This window comes from Pseudomonas sp. KH_050 (assembly GCF_057838875.1).
This window is the reverse complement of record NZ_CM174478.1, coordinates 1,747,289-1,769,878: the sequence shown is the minus strand read 5'-3', so window position 1 is coordinate 1,769,878 and position 22,590 is coordinate 1,747,289. Positions and strand designations below refer to the sequence as shown.

Annotated in this window: 19 protein-coding genes and 4 tRNA genes; 7 read left to right on the top strand and 16 right to left on the bottom strand. The window is 57.7% G+C overall.

Annotated features, from left to right (window positions below; all coding sequences use genetic code 11):
- Positions 1-185 precede the first annotated feature (185 nt).
- The gene (locus AC3IUA_RS08190) at positions 186-734 is read left to right on the top strand and encodes a cytochrome b (RefSeq protein WP_489359933.1); all 549 of its coding nucleotides are present in this window, start codon (positions 186-188) and stop codon (positions 732-734) included.
- On the opposite strand, the gene AC3IUA_RS08185 is transcribed toward AC3IUA_RS08190, so the two are convergent.
- Positions 731-1,663: a 1-aminocyclopropane-1-carboxylate deaminase/D-cysteine desulfhydrase gene (locus AC3IUA_RS08185; RefSeq protein WP_489359932.1), complete on the bottom strand. Its 933-nt coding sequence runs from the start codon at positions 1,661-1,663 to the stop codon at positions 731-733. The genes AC3IUA_RS08190 and AC3IUA_RS08185 overlap by 4 nt on opposite strands.
- Before the next feature lie 80 nt (positions 1,664-1,743).
- A complete protein-coding gene (locus AC3IUA_RS08180) occupies positions 1,744-3,783 on the bottom strand; it encodes an oxidoreductase (RefSeq protein WP_489359931.1) in 2,040 nt (679 codons plus the stop codon).
- A 206-nt stretch (positions 3,784-3,989) separates the two neighbouring features.
- Here AC3IUA_RS08180 and AC3IUA_RS08175 point away from each other — a divergent pair, with 206 nt between their 5' ends.
- Both AC3IUA_RS08175 and AC3IUA_RS08170 read left to right on the top strand, forming a co-directional pair.
- On the top strand, positions 3,990-5,120 hold the full coding sequence (locus tag AC3IUA_RS08175) for a carbon-nitrogen hydrolase family protein (RefSeq protein WP_489359930.1): 1,131 nt from the start codon (positions 3,990-3,992) through the stop codon (positions 5,118-5,120).
- Positions 5,121-5,123: 3 nt separating this feature from the next.
- Positions 5,124-6,161, top strand: a complete 1,038-nt coding sequence (locus AC3IUA_RS08170) for an AraC family transcriptional regulator (RefSeq protein WP_489359929.1) — start codon at positions 5,124-5,126, stop codon at positions 6,159-6,161.
- A 400-nt stretch (positions 6,162-6,561) separates the two neighbouring features.
- On the opposite strand, the gene AC3IUA_RS08165 is transcribed toward AC3IUA_RS08170, so the two are convergent.
- The 11 genes from AC3IUA_RS08165 to AC3IUA_RS08115 form a co-directional block, all read right to left on the bottom strand.
- The gene (locus AC3IUA_RS08165; RefSeq protein ID WP_489359928.1) at positions 6,562-7,428 is read right to left on the bottom strand and encodes a DUF2242 domain-containing protein; all 867 of its coding nucleotides are present in this window, start codon (positions 7,426-7,428) and stop codon (positions 6,562-6,564) included.
- 255 nt (positions 7,429-7,683) lie between these two features.
- Positions 7,684-9,555: a SurA N-terminal domain-containing protein gene (locus tag AC3IUA_RS08160; protein ID WP_489359927.1), complete on the bottom strand. Its 1,872-nt coding sequence runs from the start codon at positions 9,553-9,555 to the stop codon at positions 7,684-7,686.
- Positions 9,556-9,656: 101 nt separating this feature from the next.
- Positions 9,657-9,733, bottom strand: a tRNA-Asp gene (locus AC3IUA_RS08155).
- 53 nt (positions 9,734-9,786) lie between these two features.
- A complete protein-coding gene (locus AC3IUA_RS08150; protein ID WP_002552737.1) occupies positions 9,787-10,059 on the bottom strand; it encodes an HU family DNA-binding protein in 273 nt (90 codons plus the stop codon).
- A gap of 148 nt (positions 10,060-10,207) precedes the next feature.
- Entirely contained in the window at positions 10,208-12,604 is a 2,397-nt protein-coding gene (gene lon, locus AC3IUA_RS08145; RefSeq protein ID WP_489359926.1) for an endopeptidase La, read from the bottom strand.
- A 182-nt stretch (positions 12,605-12,786) separates the two neighbouring features.
- Positions 12,787-14,070 carry an ATP-dependent Clp protease ATP-binding subunit ClpX gene (clpX, locus tag AC3IUA_RS08140; RefSeq protein ID WP_150643573.1) on the bottom strand — a complete coding sequence of 428 codons (1,284 nt, stop codon included), beginning with the start codon at positions 14,068-14,070 and terminating at the stop codon, positions 12,787-12,789.
- Positions 14,071-14,176: 106 nt separating this feature from the next.
- Complete coding sequence (clpP, locus tag AC3IUA_RS08135; RefSeq protein WP_489359925.1) at positions 14,177-14,818, bottom strand: ATP-dependent Clp endopeptidase proteolytic subunit ClpP; 642 nt, start codon at positions 14,816-14,818, stop codon at positions 14,177-14,179.
- Positions 14,819-14,908: 90 nt separating this feature from the next.
- Complete coding sequence (tig, locus tag AC3IUA_RS08130) at positions 14,909-16,219, bottom strand: trigger factor (RefSeq protein WP_489359924.1); 1,311 nt, start codon at positions 16,217-16,219, stop codon at positions 14,909-14,911.
- A gap of 413 nt (positions 16,220-16,632) precedes the next feature.
- A tRNA-Leu gene (locus AC3IUA_RS08125) sits at positions 16,633-16,717 on the bottom strand.
- A gap of 56 nt (positions 16,718-16,773) precedes the next feature.
- Positions 16,774-16,849 (bottom strand) — tRNA-His (locus tag AC3IUA_RS08120).
- A gap of 40 nt (positions 16,850-16,889) precedes the next feature.
- A tRNA-Arg gene (locus AC3IUA_RS08115) sits at positions 16,890-16,966 on the bottom strand.
- 280 nt (positions 16,967-17,246) lie between these two features.
- Between AC3IUA_RS08115 and folD the strand changes: the two genes are divergently transcribed.
- Entirely contained in the window at positions 17,247-18,101 is an 855-nt protein-coding gene (gene folD, locus AC3IUA_RS08110) for a bifunctional methylenetetrahydrofolate dehydrogenase/methenyltetrahydrofolate cyclohydrolase FolD (protein ID WP_489359923.1), read from the top strand.
- 260 nt (positions 18,102-18,361) lie between these two features.
- Entirely contained in the window at positions 18,362-19,300 is a 939-nt protein-coding gene (gene pbpG, locus AC3IUA_RS08105) for a D-alanyl-D-alanine endopeptidase (protein ID WP_489359922.1), read from the top strand.
- 83 nt (positions 19,301-19,383) lie between these two features.
- Here the strand turns inward: pbpG and AC3IUA_RS08100 are convergent, their stop codons facing one another.
- Entirely contained in the window at positions 19,384-20,049 is a 666-nt protein-coding gene (locus tag AC3IUA_RS08100; RefSeq protein WP_489359921.1) for a PA2778 family cysteine peptidase, read from the bottom strand.
- 222 nt (positions 20,050-20,271) lie between these two features.
- On the opposite strand from AC3IUA_RS08100, the gene AC3IUA_RS08095 reads away from it, so the two are divergent.
- Complete coding sequence (locus AC3IUA_RS08095; RefSeq protein ID WP_489359920.1) at positions 20,272-20,439, top strand: hypothetical protein; 168 nt, start codon at positions 20,272-20,274, stop codon at positions 20,437-20,439.
- Positions 20,440-20,517: 78 nt separating this feature from the next.
- On the opposite strand, the gene AC3IUA_RS08090 is transcribed toward AC3IUA_RS08095, so the two are convergent.
- Both AC3IUA_RS08090 and AC3IUA_RS08085 read right to left on the bottom strand, forming a co-directional pair.
- Positions 20,518-21,267 carry a TerC family protein gene (locus AC3IUA_RS08090; RefSeq protein WP_489359919.1) on the bottom strand — a complete coding sequence of 250 codons (750 nt, stop codon included), beginning with the start codon at positions 21,265-21,267 and terminating at the stop codon, positions 20,518-20,520.
- Between the two features lie 29 nt (positions 21,268-21,296).
- Positions 21,297-21,548 carry a hypothetical protein gene (locus AC3IUA_RS08085; protein WP_489359918.1) on the bottom strand — a complete coding sequence of 84 codons (252 nt, stop codon included), beginning with the start codon at positions 21,546-21,548 and terminating at the stop codon, positions 21,297-21,299.
- Positions 21,549-21,684: 136 nt separating this feature from the next.
- Here AC3IUA_RS08085 and nhaR point away from each other — a divergent pair, with 136 nt between their 5' ends.
- Positions 21,685-22,590, top strand: coding sequence for a transcriptional activator NhaR (nhaR, locus tag AC3IUA_RS08080; protein ID WP_489359917.1), 906 nt, complete (start codon positions 21,685-21,687; stop codon positions 22,588-22,590).

The following is a 22,590-nucleotide window of genomic DNA, read 5'->3' as shown; positions in this document are numbered from 1 at the left end:
ACTATAAAAAGCGGCAGCCCTTGATCGGGGCTGCCGCTTTTTTGTCCAGGAAGACCGGTCCAGAGCATTCCAGGCCCGAAAAAACCTTGATCTGCATCAGGCAATCCCGGACGAACGGGATTAGAGTGAGAGAACTCCGTCGCACAAGAATGGAGACTCCAGACCTGATCAAAGAGGAAAAACCCATGCCCTGGAAAAACTCCGACTCGCGCTATAGCACGGTGTCGATTGCATTGCATTGGCTGATGCTGGTGTTGTTGGCAGTGGTGTATGCCTGTATCGAATTGCGCGGGATCTTTCCCAAGGGCAGTGGCGGCCGGACCCTGATCAAGGAGGCACACTTCATGCTTGGCCTGACCGTTTTCGTGCTGGTCTGGCTGCGCCTGTTCGCCCGGTCCCTGGGCGTTGCGCCGAAGATTCTGCCATCCCCGCCCACCTGGCAAACCTTGCTGGCGACCCTGATGCACTGGGCGCTGTATGTATTCATGATCACCATGCCGATCCTTGGTTGGTTGATTACCAGCGCCGAGGGCCATCAGGTGATGTTCTATGGCGTGGACCTGCCGCTGCTGATTGACCAGGACAAGGACTTCGCCAAGCGGCTCGAAGGCTGGCACGTATTGGGAGGCACCATCGGTTATTGGTTGATCGGCCTGCATGCGCTGGCCGGCCTGTACCACCATTACTTCATGCGCGATAACACACTGGCGCGGATGCTGCCCAAACGCGGCTAATGCTTGTCGGTCAACGCAAAACCCCGGCGGCCCTGCAAACCGCCGGTGTGCACAAAGATCAATCGAGTGCCGGGGGCGAAGCGCCCTGCTTCAATCTGCCGTTTCAACGCCAACAGCGCCTTGCCGGTGTACAGCGGCTCAAGCGGGACACCGCTGGCTGCTTCGGTTAACTCGATGAACTCAAGCAGTACCGGATCGACCTTGGCGAATCCGCCACGACTCCCATCGACCAGCTCATACACGGGGTCACCCCAACCTGCCTCCTGGATAATCGCCTCGACCTGTCGAGCGACTCCGTGATCATCCGGTACCGCCAGCGCACCATAGACCGGATGTGCCCCCACTTCGGCCAGCACCAGACCGGCCAGCGTGGTACCGGTCCCGGCGGCCAGCCACCAGCCGTCATAGTCGTTCCAGCCCAGGGCCTCCAATTGATCGCGTGCCATCGCCAGCAATCCAGCGCAGCCAAGCGCACCCGGTAGACCACCACCACCTTCGGGCACGGGCTGCAAATGCGGGTATTGCGCCTGCCATGGCAACCAAAAGCCGGGCTCATGCCGCACTCGATAGCCGCCATACCCCAGCCAATGCAACTGCATGCCGAACGCCTGCAAATCCAATACGGTCGGGGTTTCTTGTGGATGACCGCGCAGCAGGCCGACAGTAGGAAAACCGAAACGCTTTCCCGCCGCTGCCAGCGCGTGCAAATGGTTGGAGTGCGCGCCGCCCAGGCTAATGATGCCCCGGGCCCCGGCAAGATCGGCAGCTGCCAGATGTTCGATCAGCTTGAACCACTTGTTGCCAGAGATCAGCGGGTCGATGAGGTCCAGGCGCAGGACAGCCACCTGGATACTGGCTTGGGTGAGCCAGTCCAGATGAACGTGTTGAAGGGGGGCGCCGGGTAGCCAGTCGAAGGGACCCAGGCTCATGGAAGGAAAATCATTGGCAACACGCTGCATGGAAAAGACGTCAGTCTATCAGCGAGCGCGGCCGTCGTCGTAGGGGTTGGTTACAGCTCTGCAGCCAACCGCGAACCCTGGTTGATCGCCCGCTTGGCATCCAGTTCAGCGGCCACGTCCGCGCCACCAATCAGATGCACATTCTGCCCGGCAGCCACCAGGCCTTCATGCAATTCGCGCAGAGGGTCTTGCCCGGCGCAGATCACAATGTTGTCTACTGCCAACACCTGGGGCTCGCCGGCTTCACCCATGCGGATATGCAAACCGTCATCGTCGATCTTCAGGTATTCGACGCTGTTGAGCATCTGCACCTGCTTGTTTTTCAGACCGGTGCGATGGATCCAGCCGGTGGTTTTCCCCAGCCCGTCGCCGACCTTGGACTTCTTGCGTTGCAGCAGAAAAACCTCACGCGCTGGTGCATGGGGTTCAGCCTTGATCCCCGCAACACCGCCGCGCGCTTCAAGGTGAGTATCGATGCCCCACTCCTTCCAGAACGCCTCGCGATCCTGGCTGGTGGATACGCCTTGATGGACCAGAAATTCCGAGACGTCGAAACCGATACCACCCGCGCCGATCACCGCCACGGATTTACCGACAGGCTTGCGCTCGAGGATTACGTCAAGGTAGCTCAGTACCTTGGCGTGCTCCACCCCGGGGATCGCCGGCAGCCGTGGGGCGATGCCGGTCGCGAGAATGATCTCGTCATAACCACCCGCCAGCAATTGCGCGACGTCGACCCGAGTGTTCAGGCACAGCTCGACATGGCTGGTCTGCAATTTACGCTGGAAGTAACGCAGGGTTTCGAAAAACTCTTCCTTGCCCGGTACGCGCTTGGCGACGTTGAACTGGCCACCGATCTCGCTGGCGGAATCGAACAAGGTCACCTGATGCCCACGCTCGGCTGCGACGGTAGCGGCCGACAACCCCGCAGGCCCGGCACCGATCACGGCGATTTTCTTGATCTGCTGCACCGGCAGGTAATTCAGTTCCGTTTCATGACAGGCCCGCGGATTCACCAGGCAGCTGGTCAACTTGCCGCCGAAGGTGTGATCCAGGCAGGCCTGGTTGCACCCGATGCAGGTGTTGATTTCGTCGCCACGTCCGGCCGCGGCCTTATTGACGAAGTCCGGGTCGGCGAGGAACGGCCGCGCCATCGACACCATGTCGGCGTCGCCCTCCGCCAGGATCTGCTCGGCGACTTCCGGGGTGTTGATGCGGTTGGTAGTGATCAGCGGAATGCTCACCGAACCCCGCAGTTTGGCGGTGACCTTACTGAATGCAGCGCGTGGGACTTTGGTGGCGATGGTCGGGATCCGCGCTTCGTGCCAACCGATTCCGGTGTTGATCAGGGTCGCGCCGGCCTGCTCGATGGCCTTGGCCAGCTGGACGATTTCCTCCCAGGTACTGCCGCCTTCCACCAGATCGAGCATCGACAAGCGATAAATGATGATGAAGTTCGGCCCTACCGCCTCACGCACGCGGCGGACAATTTCCACTGGCAGGCGCATCCGGTTCTCGTAGCTAGCCCCCCAGCGGTCGGTGCGATGGTTGGTGTGCGCCGCGAGGAACTGGTTAATGAAATAACCTTCGGAACCCATGATTTCGACGCCATCGTACTCGGCGTGTTGCGCCAGGGTCGAACAGGTGACGAAGTCGCCGATCTGCTTTTCGATCCCTTCCTCATCCAGCTCTTTGGGCTTGAACGGGTTGATCGGTGCCTGGATGGCACTTGGCGCTACTTGCCGGGGGCTGTAGGCATAACGCCCGGCGTGGAGGATCTGCATGCAGATCTTGCCACCCGCGTCGTGTACCGCACGGGTCACGATCCGGTGTTTCAATGCCTCTTCCTCGGTGGTCAGCTTGGCCGCGCCCGAGTACACCCCACCCTCGTCGTTCGGACCAATACCGCCGGTGACCATCAAGCCGACGCCGCCCCGGGCACGCTCGGCAAAATAAGCCGCCATGCGCTCGAAACCACCGGGCTTTTCTTCCAGGCCAGTGTGCATCGAGCCCATCAGGGTGCGGTTGCGCAAGGTGGTAAAACCCAAGTCCAGCGGGGCCAACAGGTGCGGGTATTGAGCGGCGGCCATCGGTAACTCCACAACAAGCAATCACGGAAAGTGCGGGAGTTCTGCGGCTCCCATCAGTCATGTCGACAGACTAAGAGCACGCCCCCTGCCACTCAATGACCGTAACTGACAACTTATTGATCCAAATGCACAGCGCCCCTTGGCAATCCCGTGCATGGGCCCTACCCTAGTCGCGAACCCTGCACACAGCCGTTTATTGTTTCCCCATGCGCAAACTTCTCTGCATTACCTTTTCCATGGCCTTGATCGCCGTCATCACCGCCTATGCGATGTGGACCGCCGAACGCCCCGTCAGTCATTACCTTTCGGACCTGCGGATCAATCTCGCCGTGGATCAAGGCGTTCGTGCCGACCGCGGCAACCTGCTGGGCATCCAGCCCGAGCTGTTCCCCAACGACTATCAAAGCCCCCAGCGTTTGCATCGCAAGCTCGCCGCGTATCTGCAGCATGCCCGGGATCAAGACTTGCTGAATGCCAAGACTATCGTCGTGCTACCAGAACATATCGGCACCTGGCTGATGCTCAGCGGCGAGAAAAACGAGGTGTATCAAGCCACCAGCCTGGATGAAGCCATGAACTGGCTAGCGGTCAGCAACCCACTGGCATTTGCCAAGGCACTGCTCAGCGCCAAAGGCAACAATCGCCTGGACGATGCGCACCTGCGCATGAAAGCCAAAACCATGGCCAGGGATTATCAGACCCTCTTCGGCGGGTTGGCCAGGGAGTTCGGTGTGACGCTGGTGGCAGGCTCGATCGTGCTGCCAGAACCCAGCGTCAGTGACGGACAACTGAACGTCGGGCCTGGTCTGCTGTACAACAGCACCCTGGTGTTCGGCAGCGATGGCGTGCCGATCGGCCAGCCGCAACGCCAGCTGTATCCGACCTTCGATGAGCAGGGCTCGATCCAGCCCGGTAGCGACCGGACGATCAACGTCATCGAGACCCCGGCCGGACGCCTGGGGGTGTTGATCGGCAGCGATAGTTGGTACCCCGACAACTACCGCAAACTCAACGACCAGGGCGCGCAGTTGATCGCGGTTCCGGCCTCGGTCATTGGCCGCGGTGCCTGGGACAAACCCTGGCGCGGCTACAAAAGCCAGTCGACGCCTGGCGAAATCAGTCTCAAGCCTGGCGAACTCAGTGAAGGTGCGGCCTGGCATCGCCTGACGTTGATCAGCCAGCTTCCCGGCAGCCAGGCCCTGGCCGGTATGAGTGTGTTCCTGCGCGGTCAGTTCTGGGACCAAGGCAGCGACGGTCAGAGCTTTATCAGCAGCAACGGCCAAACCATCGCCGACGTTAATGCCCGTGGCGCCCGCCTGTTGAACATCTGGTTGTAGCCGATGAAACCGCTGCCGATGCGCCTCGGGGATCTGTCGGTGGGCTTTGTCCATAGCCTCGCCGATGCCGTGCGCAGCCATGGCCTGGACCCGCAGGAGCTGCTCGACCAATACGGTCTCGACCCGGCGCGTCTGGCCGAAGCCGGCGCCCGGCTGTCGATTCCGCGCTACATGCGCCTCGGTCATGCGGCCATTCAACTGACCGGCGACCCCGGCTTGGGTTTGCGCATGGGCCAGCTCAGCCGCCTCAGCCAGGCCGGCCTGGCCGGGGTCACCGCCGCCCAGGCACCTACGGTGCGGGAAGCGGCGCGCTGCCTGATCCGCTTCGAAGCCTTATACGGCTCGAACTATCGCGGCCAATCGAGTTTTCATGAAGATACCCAGGGCGCCTGGCTGAGGTTCTATTCCATCAGCCCCTACAACGCTTACAACCGTTTTGTGGTGGACTCGATCATTGCTGGCTGGCTCCAGCAGTTATCCAGCCTGGGCCAGGCGCTGCATGCCGAGCAGATTGACATTGAGTTCGCCGAACCGGATTACCGCGAACGTTATGGGGTGCTGGGTGATTGCCCGATCCATTTTGGCGCCGAGCACAATCAGCTGCGTCTGAGCCAGACCAGCCTGGCTCTGCGCAATCCCGAACATTGCCCGAGCACCTGGCGCCTGCTGCTCAAACTCTGCGAAAGGGAACTGGAGCAGTTGACCCGAACCCGCAGCCTGCGCGAGCGCATCATTCAGTTGCTCGGGCCGTTGCTCAATGGCGGTCGCGAACCTGACCTGGAAGAAGTGGCGGCACGCCTGAAACTGCCCACCTGGACCTTGCGTCGCAAGCTCACCGAAGAAGGCACGCAGTTTCGCGCGATTCTCAACGACACTCGCCGTGATCTGGCGATGACCTATATCCGCGACACCGAACTGGCGTTCGGGGAGATCGCCTACTTGCTGGGCTTTGCCTCAGCCGAAGCCTTTCAACGGGCCTTCAAACGCTGGAACGGCCAGACCCCCGGCGAGTTTCGCCGCAGCCATCGGCAATCCGCCTGAAGTACTCTTGCGCCATTACAGCTCGGTAGCGTCTTCTGCCGGCTCCGGTGGATCCAGTTCGAATGCTTGATACTCCAGCAGCTCTTCTTGGTATTCGTCCATTGCGAAATCCTTTTGGGATGCGGTGAAAACCGATTGATTAAATGACCTTCGCCCTCAGCATAAAGTGCCTTTGTGACGAAAAAAATACTTCGTCATGACGTCAAGGCACTTGAAAATTAAACGTAGCAGATCCCGACGAATTTACCGCCGTGCTTGTAACGATTTGCAGGAGTGTGCTGGCCGCGCTGAATGCGTAAACCGATGACAGGCTGGCTGCCTGTCGGGTGGGTGTCGCGAATGGTCCGCCGCTACGTCATCGAATCGGCAAAGCCGAATCCCGTAGCGGCCTGAGCGGGGCTTACTGAGCAGAACCCGGCAGCGCGGAAATTGGCTCTGTCGGCGGTGGCAGCGAATCCGGATTGGCCGGTGGTGGAGTGAATTCATTCGACGAAGCCGGCTCCCCGGATGCTTCGGGGGCAATCGGCGCGGTGTCCGCTGGAGGCGCCACCGGCTCCGAGGCGGCCGGTGCACTGTCGGCGGGAACCAAATTGGCAGGTTCCGCGGCGGGTGCGGCGTCAGGCTCTGGAGCGGCAGGCGCAGGCACTGGGGCCGGCGCGGCGGAGGCAGGCGTAGCCTGGGGCTCGGGTACGCCCAGATCGGTCTTCGGTTTTTCGGTGATATGCGCGATTTTCTTGGCTTCTGGCGGCAAGAACAACTCGACCAGCGCAAAGAAACGCTCATAAAACCTGGCTGAAGACACGGTTTCGCTGGCGACCTTGACCATCGAATCGTCGGAGGAGCCGATCGGCATCGACACCGAACCCAATACACCGACCCCGAGGCTGGCGGAATTGTTGGTCTTCTTCAGCGCATAACGGTCCTGCAAGGCATTGGCGAACATCGTCGCATTATGACCGGCACTGCCGTCTTCGGCACAGACCACGTTGAAGCTGATCTCCATATGCGAATCACCGGTCTGCTGAAAGCTCTTGTGACCGCTGATCAACTTCGGATCGTTGCTGGTGATGATGTAACCCTGGCTCAGCAGGGCCCGACGCGCAGCCTCGCAGGTGACCTTATCGCTGACCGGGTAGGTGCGCGAGAAGGTGCCGGAGTCAGCAAAATCTTCATGCTCATAAATGGCGGCTTTTTTTTCCGAGCAACCTGCTGCGCCGACCATCACAAGCGCCAGTATCGCGACACGCATGTGGAGTGATTTAAACATTGAACATCCTGAGCAAAACGGTTCGGGGGTATTGTGCAACAGATCGCCCCTCGAGGGCGTACCGTTTAGTGTCTTAAAAGTCTTACAAGTCTAATGACCCCTGTTTACGGGGAAAAGTCGCTCGGATAAATGATTAATGAAGAGTCGCAGCCTGGCTGCTGTGAGCCGACTGGAGCATTTCATAGCCCCTACAAACAAAAAACCCCAGCCTTGCGGCCGGGGTCTTTGTTTACTGCGTACTGACTCAGTCAGGCATCAGAACTTCTCGATGTCCGCCTGGCTTTCCAGCTGCTTGCGATAGGCTGCAAAGTCTTGCTGGCCTACGCGCGAAGCCAGGAAGCGACGGTATTGAACCTTCTCTTCTTCGGTAGGCGCTGCCGCTTCGTTGACGCCGTTCAGGCGCACGATCACCAGGCTACCATCGGCCAGGGTCACGTTGGTGAAGGTCGGCTTATCCTTGGCTTCAGGCTTCGGCATGCGGAACAGCGCCTGCAGCACGGCCGGGTCGATCCCTTCCTGGCCACGCGTGACGGCTTCAAGCACTTTCCAGTTCTGGCCATCCAGCGCTTTGTCCAACGGCGTCTTGCCGTCGCGCAGGCTGGTGATCAGCTCTTGGGCTTTGGTCTTGGCTGCAGCACTTGCATGCTCCTTGGCCAATTGCACGCGGATGCTCGCAGCGACGCTTTCCAGAGGCAGTTGCTCAGGCTTGCGATGCTCTTTGGCACGCAGGACCACAACGGTTTCCGGGTCCAGTTCGATGGCGGTGCTGTTGGCACCTTCATCCAGGACTTCGGGGCTGAACGCCGCCGTCACTACCGCACGGTTGGCTGCGACACCCTCACCACCTTCACGACCAAACGGCGCAGAGGTGTGAACGGTCAGCTTCAGCTCTTGAGCCGGCTGGGCCAGATCGGACGCTTCGAAAGAAGAGTCTTCCAGTTGCTTGGTCGCTTCGACAAAGCGCTGCTCAACCTGTTGGGCCTTGAGCTCGCGAGTCAGCTTGTCTTTCAAGCTGGCGAAGCTCGGCACTTCAGGTGCCTCGACACCCAACAACTTGATCAGATGCCAACCGAAATCGGTACGAACCGGTGGCGAAACCTCATCCTTGTTCAAGGCGTACAAGGCCTTTTCGAAGGTTGGGTCGTAGACACCCGGGCCGGCGTAGCCCAGGTCACCACCGTTCGCCGCCGAACCTGGATCCTGGGAGAACTCTTTGGCCAGGGCCTCGAAGCTTTCACCCTTGGCCAGACGCGCCTGGACTTCGTCGATTTTGGCCTTGGCTTGCGCCTCGTTCACCTTGTCATTGACTTCGATCAGAATGTGCGCGCCCCGACGTTGCTCGGAGATATTGGCGGTTTCCTTCTGATACTGGGCCTGCAGGTCTTCGTCCTTGATGCTGACCTGGTCAAAGAAAGAAGCTTTCTTCAACTCGAGGTAATCGATTACCACCTGGTCGGGAGTCATGAACTCCTTGGCATGTTCGTCGTAGTACGCCTTGATCTCATCATCAGTCACTTTGACTGCCGATGGATCGGCCTTGATGTTCAAGGAAGCGAAATCGCGGGTCTGTTTTTCCAGACGGGCAAACGCCAGAACCTGTGCATCGGTGACGAAACCGCTACCTGCCAGACCTGCACGCAATTGACCGATCAGCATTTCCTGCGCCAGCATCTGGCGGAATTGCATACGGCCGTAGCCCAGTTGACGGATCACCTGATCGAAACGTTCGGCGCTGAACTTGCCATCGACCTGAAACTCAGGCGTTTGCAGGATCACCTGGTCCAGAGCCGCGTCGGAGAAAGCGAATTTCGACTGGTCTGCGCCTTGCAGCAACAGCTTGCGGTCGATCAGCCCTTTCAATGCGGATTCACGCAACATCTTTTCATCGAGCAAGGAAGCATCGAAGTCCTTGCCCAGCTGTTGCATCAGCTGACGGCGTTGCATGTCGACCGCCTGGCTCAGCTCGTTCTGACTGATCTCTTCACCATTGACCTTGGCGGCGTCCTGGCTGTTGGTAGTGGCCTGGAAAATGGCCTCGATACCGGTGAAAGCCATCAGTACGACGATGATCCCGATAATGGTCTTGGCAATCCAGCCTTGTGAATTGTCCCTGATATTCTGCAGCATGCGTCCCCCAGAAACGGTTGTACTTCAAATTAAGCAACCGTGGAGCGTGGGTAGAATCCGGATAGAAGAAAGGCGCATCCGAGGATGCGCCTTCTCGTAACTGGCGGAGCGGACGGGACTCGAACCCGCGACCCCCGGCGTGACAGGCCGGTATTCTAACCGACTGAACTACCGCTCCGCTGCCAAGTCAGGAATGACCCCGACCCGGATGGGTAAAAACTTGAAAGACGCTTAGTTAACAGCTTCTTTCAGTGCTTTACCGGCTTTGAAACCTGGTTTTTTGGCTGCTGCGATTTCCAGCGTCTTACCGGTCTGTGGGTTACGACCAATGCGAGCTGGACGATCGGTTACGGAGAAGGTGCCGAAACCAACCAGTACAACAGAGTCGCCAGCCTTGAGAGCGCCAGTGACGGATTCGATTACAGCGTCCAGCGCACGGCCAGCAGCAGCTTTCGGGATATCAGCGGATGCAGCGATAGCATCAATCAGTTCCGACTTGTTCACTCTAAGTCCCCTTATATCTATTTGAGTATGATTCTAAGTTTTTTGGTGAAAGCAAAAGCGAGTGCTGAATGGCCTACAGACACTTAAGAGCCGCTTTATAACAAGGGCTCTAAAAAGCTGTCAAGGAAGCCCCTCAGGCAAATTCGTACTAATGCGTGCTAATTCTTTCCTTAGAATCAGACTCGCGCTTTTCATCCTTTGCAACTATCTCCGGAGCCACATCCGGCAAGGGCTCCGGCGCGTATTGCAGCGCAATTTGCAGGACCTCGTCAATCCATTTAACTGGTTTAATCTGAAGATCTTGCTTGATATTGTCGGGAATTTCCTTCAAGTCGCGGACATTCTCTTCAGGAATGATCACGGTTTTGATCCCGCCACGGTGGGCCGCCAGCAGTTTTTCCTTCAGGCCGCCAATTGCCAGAACCTGGCCACGCAAGGTGATCTCACCGGTCATGGCGACATCCGCACGCACCGGAATCCCGGTCAGTGCCGATACCAGGGCCGTACACATACCTACACCGGCGCTCGGACCATCTTTGGGAGTAGCCCCCTCCGGCATGTGGATATGGGTATCACGCTTCTCGTGGAAGTCCAGAGGGATCCCCAGGCTCTTCGCACGGCTGCGCACAACGGTCAGCGCCGCAGTGATCGATTCGACCATTACGTCACCCAGGGAACCGGTCTTGATCAACTGACCCTTGCCCGGTACCACGGCGGCTTCAATGGTCAGCAGCTCACCACCGACCTGAGTCCAGGCCAGGCCTGTCACCTGTCCGATCTGATCCTGCTGCTCAGCCAGGCCGTAGCGGAATTTGCGCACTCCAAGGAAGTGCTCCAACATCTCGGCTGTCACTTTTACCGAGAAGCGTTTTTCCAGCGAATGCTCTTTGACCGCTTTGCGGCAAACCTTGGCAATCTGCCGTTCAAGGCCACGCACACCGGCTTCGCGAGTGTAGTAGCGAATGATGTCGCGGATGGCTTCGGCGTCAAACTCCACTTCGCCTTTCTTCAAGCCGTTAGCCTGAATCTGCTTTGGCGAAAGGTATTTGACCGCGATGTTGATCTTCTCGTCTTCGGTGTAACCCGGCAGACGGATCACTTCCATGCGGTCGAGCAGCGCCGCCGGGATGTTCATCGAGTTGGCGGTGCAGAGGAACATGACATCGGAAAGGTCGTAGTCGACTTCCAGGTAATGGTCGTTGAAGTTGTGGTTCTGCTCCGGATCGAGCACTTCCAGCAACGCCGACGCCGGATCGCCACGCATGTCGCTACCCATCTTGTCGATTTCATCGAGCAGGAACAGCGGGTTGCGCACGCCAACTTTTGTCATCTTTTGAATCAATCTTCCCGGCATCGAACCGATGTAAGTCCGCCGATGACCACGAATTTCTGCTTCATCACGCACGCCACCGAGGGCCATGCGCACGAATTTGCGGTTGGTTGCATGGGCAATCGACTCCGCCAGGGACGTTTTACCGACCCCGGGAGGACCGACCAGGCACAACACCGGACCACGAATTTTCTTCACGCGCTTTTGCACGGCGAGGTATTCGAGGATGCGTTCCTTGACTTCATCCAGACCGTAATGGTCGGCGTCGAGGATATCTTCAGCTCGTGCCAGGTCCAGACGCACCTTGCTCTGAGCCTTCCACGGCACCTGAACCAGCCAGTCGATATAGGTACGCACCACTGTCGCTTCCGCAGACATTGGCGACATTTGTTTGAGTTTGTTCAGCTCGGCTTGAGCCTTGGCCAAAGCGTCTTTCGGCAAGCCGGCGGCATCGATGCGCTTTTTCAGCTCTTCGACTTCGTTATGGCCTTCGTCGCTATCACCCAGCTCTTTCTGAATGGCCTTCATCTGCTCATTCAGGTAGTACTCGCGCTGGCTGCGCTCCATTTGCTTTTTGACGCGACCACGGATGCGTTTTTCGACTTGCAGCAGGTCGATCTCGGCATCCAGCAGCGCCAGAACGTGCTCGACCCGGGCCGACAAATCGATGATTTCGAGGATTTCCTGCTTCTGCTCGATCTTCAGCGCCATGTGCGCCGCCATGGTGTCGACCAGGCGACTTGGCTCGTCGATGCTGTTTAGCGACGATAGCACTTCAGCAGGGACTTTCTTGCCCAGCTGCACATATTGCTCGAACTGAGCCAGCAGGCTGCGGACAAAGACTTCCGACTCGCGCTCAGGCGCATCGACTTCGTCGATCAGCGAGACTTCGGCACGGCAGTGGCCATCCACTTCGATGAAACGTTCGACCGCCCCGCGCTGCTCACCTTCGACCAACACTTTGACCGTGCCGTCAGGCAGCTTGAGCAACTGTAGAACCGTCGCGATGGTACCCACGCGATAGAGTGCTTCTTCTCCCGGATCGTCGTCGGCAGGGTTTCTCTGAGCCAGCAGGAGAATCTGCTTGTCGCCCGTCATCGCGGCCTCGAGGGCTTCGATGGATTTCTCGCGCCCCACGAACAGCGGGATAACCATGTGCGGATAAACCACAACATCACGCAATGGCAGGAGAGGCAATTCGATGGTTGTCTTCATGATTTCGCCTCTACGGCGGCCATAAGGCCGGAAACAGATGGAATTAAGCTTGAAACCAAGATGGGGGCTGCCTTCGAAAAAAACAAGCTTAAAAGATCGTCCGAACGCGGCCAGAACCTTTGAAAGTTCCTGCAAAAGCAAAGGGGCCCGAAGGCCCCTTCTTGAATCCAGCAGTACGACGCTTAAGCGTCTGGCACTGCCTTGGCCGTCGGCTCACTGTTTTCGTAGATATACAGTGGCTTGGACTTGCCTTCTATAACGCTTTCATCGATCACTACTTTACTCACCTCGGACTGCGAGGGGATCTCGTACATAGTGTCGAGCAACACGCCTTCGAGGATCGAACGCAATCCACGAGCACCGGTCTTGCGCTCAAGCGCACGCTTGGCCACCGACTTGAGTGCGTCGGCACGGAACTCCAGATCGACGCCTTCCATCTCGAACAGCTTGGCGTACTGCTTGGTCAGGGCGTTTTTCGGCTCGGTGAGAATCTGCATCAAAGCAGCTTCGTCGAGCTCGTCCAGGGTGGCCAGAACCGGCAGACGACCGACGAATTCCGGGATCAGACCAAACTTGACCAGATCGTCAGGTTCGACTTCACGCAGGGATTCACCGACCTTCTTGCCCTCTTCCTTGCTGCGCACTTCGGCGTTGAAGCCAATGCCGCCACGGGTGGAACGGCTTTGAATGACCTTTTCCAGCCCGGAGAACGCACCACCGCAGATGAACAGGATGTTTCGCGTGTCGACCTGAAGGAATTCCTGCTGTGGATGCTTGCGACCCCCTTGAGGCGGTACGGAAGCCACAGTGCCTTCGATCAACTTGAGCAATGCCTGCTGCACGCCTTCGCCGGAGACATCCCGGGTAATCGAAGGGTTGTCGGATTTGCGCGAGATCTTGTCGATCTCATCGATGTAGACAATGCCCATTTGAGCTTTTTCTACGTCGTAATCGCATTTCTGCAGCAGTTTCTGAATGATGTTCTCCACATCTTCACCGACATAACCTGCCTCGGTGAGGGTGGTGGCGTCAGCGATGGTGAAGGGTACATTCAGCAGGCGAGCCAGTGTTTCGGCAAGCAGGGTTTTACCCGAGCCTGTCGGGCCGATCAGCAAAATGTTGCTTTTGCCGAGTTCGACGTCGTCATTCTTTTTGTCGCGCTGGTTGAGGCGTTTGTAGTGGTTGTACACCGCTACGGCCAAAACCTTTTTCGCACGCTCCTGACCAATCACATACTGATCAAGGATGCCGCTGATTTCTTTAGGCGAAGGCAATTTATGCGCGCTGCTTTCTGCCTGTGCTTCCTGCACCTCCTCACGGATGATGTCATTGCACAGGTCGACGCACTCGTCGCAGATAAAGACCGAGGGGCCGGCAATCAATTTACGCACTTCATGCTGGCTTTTGCCACAGAAGGAGCAATAGAGCAATTTGCCGTTGTCCTCGCCGTTGCGGGTGTCAGTCATTCGATCGATCCAAATCCGATAGGCTTGCAACACAAGATGAAGGCAATTGCGGGCTTTTTCAAGCCCACAGGTGGTCAGTTAAACCAACCACCTACATTTGAGCTGCTTAGGCGGGCATTTGACGCTTGGTGATCACAGAATCGATCAGGCCATATTCGGCCGCACGCTCTGCGCTCATGAAGTTATCACGCTCGGTATCGCGCTCGATGACTTCAAGGCTTTGCCCGGTGTGATGGGCCAGCAACGAGTTCAGGCGAAGACGAATGGCGAGGATTTCCTTGGCATGAATGTCGATATCCGACGCCTGCCCCTGGAAACCGCCCAACGGCTGGTGAATCATCATGCGCGAGTTAGGCAGGCAGTGACGCTTGCCCGCAGCGCCACCGGCGAGCAGGAAAGCGCCCATGCTGCAGGCCTGGCCGATGCAGATGGTCGACACGTCGGGCTTGATGAATTGCATGGTGTCGTAGATCGACATCCCCGCAGTCACCGAACCGCCTGGTGAGTTGATGTAAAGATGGATGTCCTTGTCCGGATTTTCCGCTTCAAGGAACAGCAGTTGCGCCGCGACCAGGTTGGCCATGTAGTCTTCTACCGGGCCAATCAGGAAGATCACTCGCTCCTTGAGGAGACGCGAGTAGATGTCATAGGCACGTTCGCCACGGGCGGACTGCTCGATAACCATCGGGACCAGGCCGCCTGCGGCCTGGATGTCAGAGCTCTGCTGATAATAAGAATTGCGGGACATGTCCGGCAGTCACTCCCAAATAGTTATGTCTTGAATACGCATAAGCCAGCGCAAAGGCTGGCTTATGTGTGTATTTCAAACAAAGAAAAATCAGTCGGCTTGTGGAGCTTCCACCGGCTTGACCGCTTCTTCGTAAGAGACCGATTTGTCGGTCACGCTAGCTTTCTGCAGAACAGTATCCACAACTTGCTCTTCCAGCACAACCGAACGGACTTCGTTCAACTGCTGGTCGTTCTTGTAGTACCAGGACACAACGTGCTCAGGCTCTTGATACGCCGAAGCCATTTCCTGGATCATTTCGCGAACGCGGGCTTCGTCAGGCTTGAGGTCGAACTGCTTGACCACTTCAGCCACGATCAGACCCAGCACTACACGACGGCGGGCCTGCTCTTCGAACAGCTCGGCCGGCAGTTGATCAGGCTTGATGTTGCCACCGAACTGCTGAACAGCCTGCACGCGCAGACGGTTGACTTCGTTTTCCAGCAGGGATTTCGGGATCTCGATCGGGTTGGAGGCCAGCAGACCGTCCATTACCTGATTCTTGACCTTGGATTTGATCGCCTGACGCAGCTCGCGCTCCATGTTCTTACGAACTTCGGCGCGGAAACCTTCAATACCCGTTTCCTTGATACCGAACTGAGCGAAGAATTCCTCGGTCAATTCCGGCAATTTCGGCTCGGAGACAGTGTTCACGGTAACGGTGAACTCTGCTGCCTTGTTAGCCAGGTCCAGGTTCTGATAGTTCTCAGGGAAGGTCAGGTTCAGAACGCGCTCTTCACCCGCTTTAGCGCCAACCAGGCCGTCTTCGAAGCCAGGGATCATGCGGCCGGAACCCAGAACCAGCTGAGTACCCTTGGCAGAACCGCCGGCGAACACTTCGCCGTCGACCTTGCCTTCGAAATCGATGTTCAGCTGGTCTTCGTTCTGGGCAGCGCGATCAGCTTGCTCATAACGGATGTTCTGCTTGCGCAGGACTTCCAGCATCTTGTCGAGGTCGGCATCCGACACGTCCGCGCTCAGGCGCTCGACGGCGATGGAATCGAAGCCGGCAACGGTGAACTCAGGGAACACTTCGAACGTAGCGACGTATTCCAGGTCCTTGCCTTTTTCCAGGACCTTTGGCTCGACCGAAGGAGCGCCAGCCGGGTTCAGCTTCTGCTCGACGACAGCTTCGTAGAAGGAAGCCTGGATCACATCGCCTACAGCTTCTTGACGCGCATCAGCTTCGTAACGCTGACGGATCACGCTCATTGGCACCTTGCCAGGACGGAAGCCTGCAATCTTGGCCTTTTGGGCAGTCTGCTGCAGACGCTTGTTGACTTGGGTCTCGATGCGCTCAGCTGGCACGGTGATGCTCATGCGGCGCTCAAGAGCAGAAGTATTTTCAACAGAAACTTGCATGGATATTCCTCGTTGCACAGACGTTAGCCGGCCGTTTCCGACCCCAGAATCAAGGGCATGCATTCTAGTGGGTCAAACTCAAGAAGTCACCCTACTGAAAACGGGTAAAAAAGCAGCAGGCAATTTATAGGCGGGGGACAAACGGTTGCGCCCCGCCCTGAGAGCAAATACAGCGAATCAAGCCAGGGCCTTGGACCAAGCCTTCTATATATAGAAGGAAGGAGCAATCGCCACCCCGACAGCCGAAACCCCACGGGAACCGGCAAACAAACCAGGCATCATTCAGCAACATAATGACGACGAACCATCACCTTGTCAGCCCGGAACCTGCTGCCGCGCCGACTGCTGAAACGAAAACGGCGCAGCCCTTTGCAGGTGCTGCGCCGTTATCTGCTATTAAATAGCTACTTAATTGGTGCGGACGAAGAGACTCGAACTCTTACACCTTGCGGCGCTGGAACCTAAATCCAGTGTGTCTACCAATTCCACCACGTCCGCGTATCAAGCTTTTAAAGCAAAGGCGCCAGATTATTAATCTGGCGCCTTTCTAAATATGGGGTGGACGAAGGGGATCGAACCCTCGACAACGGGAGTCACAATCCCGTGCTCTACCAACTGAGCTACGCCCACCATATTGCCATGTTGCGTTACTTGTGCCAAAGCTGCCTAATGGCGCACCCGGCAGGACTCGAACCTGCGACCATCCGCTTAGAAGGCGGATGCTCTATCCAGCTGAGCTACGGGCGCCTTGTTAATCTGTATTCTTGGACGATTACAAACTAAGTGCTTTCAGTCTCACCGAGTTAGACATCAACTCTGCTCAACCTTCTTAACCAGTGCTAGGCTGTGCCCGACAAGTGCGACGAATGTTATAGGTGGTCCGACAGGTCGTCAACTCTTTTTTGAAAAAAATTCATTTAATTAAAGGAGTTAGGGGAATTTGCAGACCAAGCGCCTTTGCCCTCACGTCACGACATGCGAGAATGCGTTCTCTTTTCTTCCCCCTCTCGATGGTTAATCACGCGTCATGACTGCACAACTAATCGACGGCAAAGCGATCGCCGCTCGCCTGCGCCAGCAGATCGCCAAACGTGTCGCCGAGCGTCGCCAGCAAGGCTTGCGCACTCCTGGCCTCGCGGTGATCCTGGTCGGCAGCGACCCCGCCTCTCAAGTTTATGTCTCGCACAAGCGTAAGGACTGCGAAGAAGTCGGCTTCCTTTCGCAAGCCTATGACTTGCCCTCCGACACTACCCAGGAAGCATTGACCGATCTGATCGATCGCCTCAACGATGACCCGAACATCGACGGCATCCTGCTCCAGCTGCCGCTTCCTGAACAGCTGGAGGCTTCCAGACTGCTGGAGCGGATCCGCCCGGACAAGGACGTGGATGGTTTCCACCCTTATAACGTCGGCCGCCTGGCACAGCGCATTCCACTGCTTCGTCCCTGCACGCCAAAAGGCATCATCACCCTGCTGGAAAGCACCGGTGCCGACCTTTATGGAATGGATGCCGTCGTGGTGGGTGCTTCCAACATCGTCGGGCGTCCGATGGCGATGGAGTTGCTCCTGGCTGGCTGCACCGTCACCGTCACTCACCGCTTCACCAAGGATCTGGCTGGCCACGTTGGCCGCGCCGACCTGGTGGTGGTAGCCGCCGGCAAGCCGGGCCTGGTCAAAGGTGAGTGGATCAAGGAAGGTGCAATCGTCATCGACGTTGGCATCAACCGCCAGGAAGACGGCAAGCTGGTCGGCGATGTGGTGTATGAAACCGCCCTGCCCCGCGCCGGCTGGATTACTCCGGTCCCGGGCGGGGTCGGCCCGATGACGCGTGCCTGCCTGCTGGAAAACACCCTGTACGCAGCGGAAACGCTGCACGGCTGATCTCAGGTTTGCTTGAAGACTTGATAAAGGAACCCCGCCCATTTGGCGGGGTTCTTTGTTTTGGCGCGGCAAAATACCGTCCGGATCCTCAAGGCCGATCAAACTGATAAATAACTGATACAGCATTAAATTTAATTTATCCAAAGCCCCTGTATCGCAGGCGTGTAGCGCTTTCCTGGCACATACTCATAAAATGTAACGTTTCTTCGAGTAAAGCCCGTTGCACGACGGCATATCCACCCTTTAACGAGTCCGCCCGCGTGAAAATCCGTATCTCTATCCTGAGTCTGTTTTTTGCATTTACAGGCACTTTCACCACGCCAAGCCTCTACGCTCGTGAAACCATCGAAGCCCCCCGAGACACCTCCCAACTGCACATAGCCTCCGGCAGCGCGATGCTGATCGACTTGCAGACCAACAAAATCATCTATTCGAGCAATCCGGACGTCGTCGTTCCTATCGCTTCGGTTACCAAACTGATGACCGGCCTGATCATTCTCGAAGCCAAACAGTCGATGGACGAATACATTTCCGTGTCGATCAGAGACACCCCGGAAATGAAGGGCGTGTTCTCCCGCGTCAAACTCAACAGCGAACTGAGCCGCAAGGACATGCTGCTGATCACCCTGATGTCCTCGGAGAACCGTGCAGCCGCCAGCCTGGCCCACCACTACCCGGGCGGTTATGTGGCGTTTATCGCCGCGATGAACGCCAAGGCCAGGACGCTGGGCATGACCAGCACCCATTACGTAGAGCCTACCGGCCTGTCGACTCGCAACGTTTCCACTGCCCGTGATTTGAGCAAGCTGGTACTGGCGGCCCGCAAGTACCCGATGTTGAGCGAGCTGAGCACCACCAAGGAAAAGACCGTGACCTTCCGCAAGCCCACCTACAGCCTGGGCTTTCGCAACACCGATCATTTGGTCAGAAAGGACAACTGGGACATCCAGCTGACCAAGACCGGTTTTACCAACGAGGCGGGGCACTGCCTGGTCCTGGTAACCACCATGGCCAATCGCCCGGTCGCCCTGGTAATCCTTGATGCCTTTGGCAAATACACCCATTTCGCCGATGCCAGCCGTATCCGCAAGTGGCTGGAAACCGGGAAAAGCGGTTCGGTACCTGGGGCTGCGTTGCAATACAAGGCCGCGAAGAACCTCAAGAGCCGTCAGAGTGACGTGGTCCAGACGGCTGATTAGACGCAATGAAAAAAGGCCCGGACTGGCATGTCGGGGCCTTGATCATTAACGGCGCTCGATAGCGCCGTTTTTCATGCATTGAATCAGGGCGCACTCAAAGCCTTGGTCGCTCTCGCCGCGGCCTGCTCCTGACCGGCCTGAGCCAGCTCATCGGCCGCTTTCAGCCAGCGCTGCCGGTCGACTTCGGCTGGTATCTGGGTTGGCCCCTGGATCAGCACAGCCCAACTGCCAGCGTTTTCCCAGGCAGACTCAAACGAGTTGAAGTCCATCAGCAGGCGACGGTTCATCCCCGCCCGCAGCAGGACGGTCTGCTTATGCCGGTTGTAGCCAGCGAGTACCGCATACCTCGGCCCGGACCAGAATTCGCTGAAGCGCACCAGCACCGGATAACCGGCCGCAACCTGGGTCAACAAGGCAGGAAGATTGTTATCGAGCGGATAAACCACCATGCCGTACTCACGGGCCAGGGTCTGCATGTTCTGCTGCAACCGGTCTTCAGCACCCGGCAAATGCAGTGGCTTGTCCAACAGCCCCGGAGTAATCACGATGCCCTGCTGGGACAGCATGCTGGCCAGGGTTGCGGGCCCGCTCTGATAAAGCTCGCTACGAAAGAACGGCACGCCGCTGAGCTCGACACGCTCCGGCAAGCGCTGGATCTCGGGCTGCACGCTGCCGGCGCAACCGACCAGACTCAGAACACAGGCACTGGCCAACAGCGCCAATCGAAATCGAGGAAATACCCGCAACATCATCACTCTCTTTTCAGACGCCAGGCAAACACTCTCCCGGCTTGGGCCTCGATCATAGGGCGGTCTTGAGCGCCGGTATAGCCTTGACCGGCAGTTGGCAACGACCGATAGAGCGAACTGGTTGATGGGGCTCGACTGTTGGTCGATTGCTTGAAATACATCTGCGGCTAGACTGTTCTTTGCAGGAGTGTGTGTCCGCAGCTGGACACAAAGGAGGCACTTATGAGCCTGGCAACGACAATCTTCATGCTGATCTGTGGCTGGCTGGCCGTTGCCGCCGCGATGCTGTGGGGCGTACTGCGCATTACTCGCAGACATCACCACCCGCACCCACCCGCAGCACCGGGCAAAAACACAAAACCCGGCCGGCGGGCGGCTGGCGTGCACTGACTGGCATTTGAATTCCCCATAAAAAAACGGTCGTCTGCGCCCTTTCGAGCACAGACGACCGTTTAGTGTGGCCGCTGATTAAGCTTCAACAGCCAGGCGCTTCTGCCGAGCGCGACGCGAGAGCATGTTCAAGCTTTCAATCGCCGCCGAGAAGGCCATGGCCGCGTAGACGTAGCCTTTCGGAACATGGGCGCCAAAGCCTTCGGCTATCAGGGTCATGCCGATCATGATCAGGAAGCCCAGGGCCAGCATCACCACCGTCGGGTTGTCGTTGATGAATTTCGCCAGCGGTTCAGCCGCGAACAACATCACCAGCACCGAGACCACCACCGCGATGATCATGATCGGCAAGTGCTCGGTCATGCCAACAGCGGTAATGATGCTGTCGATCGAGAACACCATATCGAGCATCAGGATCTGACCGATCGCTGCCGCAAACCCGATGGACACACCTGAGGTCGCGGAGGTCGTATCCTGCGGCTCCGGGTCCATGCTGTGGTGGATCTCAGTCGTGGCTTTCCACAGCAGGAACAGACCGCCGGCAATCAGGATCATGTCTTTCCAGGAGAATACCTGGCCGAGCACATCGATGACCGGTTCGGTCAACTGCACGATGAACGCGATAGTACTGAGCAGACCCAGACGCAGAACCAGCGCCATGCTGATGCCGATACGCCGCGCCTTGGCCCGGTGCTGTTCAGGGAGCTTGTTGGTCAGGATCGAGATAAAAATCAGGTTATCGATGCCAAGCACGATTTCCATGACGATCAAGGTGGCCAAGGCAACCCAGGCGGTGGGGCTGGCGGCGAGTTGTACTAGGTATTCCATGGGTCAGTCCTGGCTCGGTGTATGACGGGTTAGATTTCCTGCGACGAGTCTTCGCGCTGTTGGCGCTCGTCAGCGGGCTTTTCCTTGTTGCCAAGAATGTCTTGAGTCGTGTCGCGTAATGCTTGTTCCGCGGCTATCCGGGTATCGTCGATGGCCTGTTTGGCCGTCTCGGCCGCTTTGTCCATCACTTGCTGAGTGCTTTTCTCGACCTGGTCGCAGCCACTGAGTGCCAACGCGCAAAGCGCCAGCAGCGAAGCGGCGCCTATGGATGTGAGTTTCATCATGTCTTCCTCGATATAACGCTCGGCCCCAAATTGATGGCCCGTCGATAGCGCTGCATTCTAAGGAGCGAAACACTTCAGGAAAATTCGTATTTTTAGCAGCTATACTTCGGTTTTTACGAACTGAATGCCCTTTATGCTCAATTATCGGCAACTGCATTACTTCTGGGTGGTGGCCAAGACTGGCAGCATCGTTCGAGCCTGCGAGCAGCTGAACCTGACGCCCCAGACCATCAGCGGGCAAATCAGCCTGCTCGAACAGACCTACGGGATCGAGTTGTTTCGCCGGGTCGGGCGCCAGCTTGAGCTGACTGAAGCCGGACGCCAGACCCTGCCGTACGCCGAACAGATGTTCCAGCTCGGTGGCGAACTGGAGGCCATGCTCAGGGCCCAACCCAACGAGCAGCAGATCCTGTTCCGGGTCGGGGTGGCCGACGTGGTGCCCAAGTCAATCGTCTATCGACTGATCGCACCGACCATGGAGTTAAGTGAACCGCTGCGCATCACCTGCCGTGAAGACAAGCTCGAACGGCTGCTGGCCGACCTGGCGATCCAGCGCCTGGACCTGGTGATCTCCGACAGCCCGATGCCGTCGCACCTGGACATCAAGGGCTACAGCCAGAAACTCGGCGAATGCGGTGTCAGTTTTTTTGCCACCGCGGCACTGGCAGCACGTTACGGGAACGACTTCCCACAGGGTCTACACGGCGCTCCACTGTTGATTCCCGGGCAGGAAACCGTGGTGCGCAGTCGATTGCTGCGCTGGTTTGCCGAACAGCAGATCCAGCCGCGGATCGTCGGCGAGTTCGATGACAGCGCACTGATGCAGGCCTTCGGTCAATCCGGCAGCGGGATATTCATCGCCCCGAGCGTGATTGCCGACGAAGTGAAGCGTCAGTACGGCGTGGAGTTGATCGGCCAGACCGATGCGGTCAGCGAATCCTTCTACGCCATTTCGGTGGAGCGCAAGGTCAAACACCCCGGCATCGTCGCCATTACCGAAGGTGCCCGACGCGAACTGTTTACCGCGATCACTGGCTGA

Coding starts and splice junctions, on each gene's coding strand:
- AC3IUA_RS08190 (WP_489359933.1), top strand. CDS start 186: ATGCCCTGGAAAAACTCCGACTCGCGCTATAGCACGGTGTCGATTGCA.
- AC3IUA_RS08185 (WP_489359932.1), bottom strand. CDS start 1,663: ATGAGCCTGGGTCCCTTCGACTGGCTACCCGGCGCCCCCCTTCAACAC.
- AC3IUA_RS08180 (WP_489359931.1), bottom strand. CDS start 3,783: ATGGCCGCCGCTCAATACCCGCACCTGTTGGCCCCGCTGGACTTGGGT.
- AC3IUA_RS08175 (WP_489359930.1), top strand. CDS start 3,990: ATGCGCAAACTTCTCTGCATTACCTTTTCCATGGCCTTGATCGCCGTC.
- AC3IUA_RS08170 (WP_489359929.1), top strand. CDS start 5,124: ATGAAACCGCTGCCGATGCGCCTCGGGGATCTGTCGGTGGGCTTTGTC.
- AC3IUA_RS08165 (WP_489359928.1), bottom strand. CDS start 7,428: ATGTTTAAATCACTCCACATGCGTGTCGCGATACTGGCGCTTGTGATG.
- AC3IUA_RS08160 (WP_489359927.1), bottom strand. CDS start 9,555: ATGCTGCAGAATATCAGGGACAATTCACAAGGCTGGATTGCCAAGACC.
- lon (WP_489359926.1), bottom strand. CDS start 12,604: ATGAAGACAACCATCGAATTGCCTCTCCTGCCATTGCGTGATGTTGTG.
- clpX (WP_150643573.1), bottom strand. CDS start 14,070: ATGACTGACACCCGCAACGGCGAGGACAACGGCAAATTGCTCTATTGC.
- clpP (WP_489359925.1), bottom strand. CDS start 14,818: ATGTCCCGCAATTCTTATTATCAGCAGAGCTCTGACATCCAGGCCGCA.
- tig (WP_489359924.1), bottom strand. CDS start 16,219: ATGCAAGTTTCTGTTGAAAATACTTCTGCTCTTGAGCGCCGCATGAGC.
- folD (WP_489359923.1), top strand. CDS start 17,247: ATGACTGCACAACTAATCGACGGCAAAGCGATCGCCGCTCGCCTGCGC.
- AC3IUA_RS08100 (WP_489359921.1), bottom strand. CDS start 20,049: ATGTTGCGGGTATTTCCTCGATTTCGATTGGCGCTGTTGGCCAGTGCC.
- AC3IUA_RS08095 (WP_489359920.1), top strand. CDS start 20,272: ATGAGCCTGGCAACGACAATCTTCATGCTGATCTGTGGCTGGCTGGCC.
- AC3IUA_RS08090 (WP_489359919.1), bottom strand. CDS start 21,267: ATGGAATACCTAGTACAACTCGCCGCCAGCCCCACCGCCTGGGTTGCC.
- AC3IUA_RS08085 (WP_489359918.1), bottom strand. CDS start 21,548: ATGAAACTCACATCCATAGGCGCCGCTTCGCTGCTGGCGCTTTGCGCG.
- nhaR (WP_489359917.1), top strand. CDS start 21,685: ATGCTCAATTATCGGCAACTGCATTACTTCTGGGTGGTGGCCAAGACT.